Origin of the sequence: Hansschlegelia beijingensis, from assembly GCF_045505405.1 — a bacterium.
In the GTDB taxonomy this organism is placed as follows: Bacteria; Pseudomonadota; Alphaproteobacteria; order Rhizobiales; family Methylopilaceae; genus Methylopila; species Methylopila beijingensis_A.
Genome location: NZ_JBJKEX010000399.1, coordinates 1 through 2,601, shown reverse-complemented (window position 1 = coordinate 2,601; position 2,601 = coordinate 1). Strand labels below are relative to the sequence as shown.

Below are 2,601 nucleotides of genomic sequence, written 5' to 3'. Positions count from 1 at the left end.
GCTGCTCGCCACCGGACAGTTCGGCCGGGCGATGCTGGAGCCGCTCCGCGAGGCCTACCGAGGCGAGCTCGGCGCGCGCCCGCTCGAACGCGTCGTCGACGCCGGCGAGCTCCAGCGGGGTCGCGACGTTTTCGAGCGCCGTCATGGTCGGGATGAGGTGGAAGGACTGGAACACGACTCCTATGTTCCGGCCTCGGAATTGCGCCAGCCCGTCCTCGTCCAGCCGCGACAGATCCTGATCCAGAACCCGCACCACGCCGGAGTCGGGCCGCTCGAGCCCCGCCAGCGTCATCAGCAGCGTCGATTTGCCGGAGCCCGAGGGGCCGACCAGCCCCACGGTCTCGCCGGCGGCGACCGCGAGACTTACGTCTTTCAGGATGTGCACGCGCGCAGCGCCTTGGCCGAGCGCCAGATTGACGCCTTGGAGATCGATCGCCGCCATGAAGCTCTTCGTCTCTGAGGGGAGCGGGCCGGAAGCTCGGCCGGTCCCCGCATATATTGATCGCGCGGCGCAGCGCCACCCGTCGCGCCGCGTCATGATCGCCGGAGCCGTCGCGTCTCTCGCAACAGTGATGACGCCGCGCTGGGCCCGCGCGGCCCCGCCGCTGAAGATCGTGGCGCTCGGCGACAGCCTCACCGCGGGCTTCGGGCTGCCGCCGCAGGACGGTTTCGTGCCACGGCTGCAGGCGGCGCTCAGGGCCGCGGGGCGTTCGGTCACGATCACCAACGCCGGCGTGTCGGGCGACACCGCGACCGGCGGCGCCGAGCGCGTCGACTGGTCGGTGCCGGATGGGACCGACGGCGTGATCGTCGAGCTCGGCGCGAACGACATGCTGCGCGGCGTCGATCCCAAGGTGACGCGCGCCGCGCTCGCCCGCATCCTCGACCGGCTGGCGCAGCGCCGGATCCCGGCGATGCTGGTCGGCATGCGCGCGCTGCCCAATCTGGGCGAGGACTACGCCAGACGGTTCGAGGCGGTCTACGTCGATCTGGCCCGCGAGCGCGGCCTGATCTTCTATCCGTTCTTCCTTGAAGGGGTCGCGGGGGACCGTAGTCTCAATCAGGGCGACGGCGTGCATCCGAACGCCAAGGGCGTGGCCGCGATGGTGCGCGCCATCACGCCGACCGTCGAACGCTTCCTGGACCAGATTTCCGCCAACCGCGCCTGAGGATCCCGCATGGAAAGACGCAGGCTCGGCCGCACCGGGCTCGAGGTCAGCCTCTGCTGCCTCGGGACCATGACCTTCGGCGAGCAGAACACCGAGGCCGAGGGCCACGCGCAGCTCGATCGCGCGCGCGCCGCCGGCGTCAACTTCCTCGACGCCGCCGAGCTCTACCCGATCCCGCCGAAGCCCGACACGCAGGGCCGCACGGAGGAGATCATCGGCGCGTGGCTCAAGTCCCGCGGCGGCCGCGCAGAGACGATCATCGCCACCAAGGCCGCGGGGCGCACCACCGCGATGGAGTGGCTGCGCGATCCGCCCGGTCCGGCGGAGCTTTCGCGCGCGCAGCTCCGCGAAGCGGTGGAGGGCAGCCTCCGGCGGCTGCAGACCGATTATATCGACCTCTACCAGCTGCACTGGCCAGACCGGCCGATCAGCCAGTTCGGCGCCAACCCGACGGTCTACCGGCAGCCCGAGCCGGCGCTGGAGCATTCGATCCGCGAGACCCTCGAGGCGCTGTGCGAATTGCAGCGCGAGGGCAAGATCCGCCATGTCGGGCTCTCGAACGAAAGCCCCTGGGGCGTGATGCGCTTCATCGCCGAGTCCCAGGCCTGGAATCTGCCGCGCGTCGCCTCCATCCAGAACGCGTACAACCTGCTCAACCGTACCTTCGAGTGCGGCCTCGCCGAGATCGCGCTGCGGGAGGATGTCGGCCTGCTCGCCTATTCGCCGCTGGCGCAGGGCTATCTGACCGGAAAGTACCGCAACGGCGCGCGGCCGGCCGGCGCCCGCAAGACGCTGTTCAACCGGCTGCAGCGCTACGAGACGCCCGGCGCGGAGGCCGCGATCTCGGATTACGTCGATCTAGCTGGGGAGATCGGGCTTTCGCCCGCCCATCTCGCCTTGAAGTTCGCCGCCACCCGTCCTTTCGTGACGTCTGTGATCATCGGGGCGACGAACCTCGAGCAACTCGAGCACGACCTCGCGGCCGTCGACGCGCCGTGGAGCACGGAGACTGAGGAGCGGGTGGACGCGATCCACCTGCTGCGGACCAATCCCTGCCCCTGAGCGGCGCGCCGTCGGGGGAGGGCGGCAGGGAGGCCAGCGTGCCGCGGTTGTTCACCGCCCTCGAAGTGCCGGACGAAGTCGGCGCGGCGTTGTCGAGCTATCGCGGCGGCCTGTCGGGCGCGCGCTGGCTCGACGCCGAGAACTACCACGTCACGCTGCGCTTCCTCGGCGACGTCGACGAGGACACGGCGCAGGAGGCCGCCTATCTGCTGGGGCAGGTCCGCCGGGCGCCGTTTATGGTCACGCTCGAGGGCCTCGACGCTTTCGGCGGTTCGCGTCCGCGCGCGCTGATCGCCCGGGTCACGCCGTCCCCGGCCATCGTGGAGCTGCAGGCCGAGCACGAGCGGCTGATGCGCCGGGCCGGCCTGCC

The 2,601-nt window shown here is 70.8% G+C and carries 4 protein-coding genes; 3 read left to right on the top strand and 1 reads right to left on the bottom strand.

Annotated features, from left to right (window positions below; translation table 11 throughout):
* The coding region (locus tag ACIKT0_RS16675; RefSeq protein WP_407106501.1) for an ABC transporter ATP-binding protein at positions 1-442 on the bottom strand (442 nt) is incomplete at its 3' end.
* Positions 443-536: 94 nt separating this feature from the next.
* Here ACIKT0_RS16675 and ACIKT0_RS16670 point away from each other — a divergent pair.
* From ACIKT0_RS16670 to thpR, 3 genes are all read left to right on the top strand, one after another.
* The gene (locus ACIKT0_RS16670; protein WP_407106500.1) at positions 537-1,169 is read left to right on the top strand and encodes an arylesterase; all 633 of its coding nucleotides are present in this window, start codon (positions 537-539) and stop codon (positions 1,167-1,169) included.
* Between the two features lie 9 nt (positions 1,170-1,178).
* Positions 1,179-2,231 carry an aldo/keto reductase gene (locus tag ACIKT0_RS16665; RefSeq protein ID WP_407106499.1) on the top strand — a complete coding sequence of 351 codons (1,053 nt, stop codon included), beginning with the start codon at positions 1,179-1,181 and terminating at the stop codon, positions 2,229-2,231.
* 38 nt (positions 2,232-2,269) lie between these two features.
* Positions 2,270-2,601: RNA 2',3'-cyclic phosphodiesterase (thpR, locus tag ACIKT0_RS16660; RefSeq protein ID WP_407106498.1), on the top strand; the 332-nt coding region annotated here is incomplete at its 3' end.

What these genes read in the sequence shown, in the direction of transcription:
- ACIKT0_RS16665 (WP_407106499.1), top strand. Translation starts at nt 1,179, where the DNA reads ATGGAAAGACGCAGGCTCGGCCGCACCGGGCTCGAGGTCAGCCTCTGC.
- ACIKT0_RS16670 (WP_407106500.1), top strand. Translation starts at nt 537, where the DNA reads ATGATCGCCGGAGCCGTCGCGTCTCTCGCAACAGTGATGACGCCGCGC.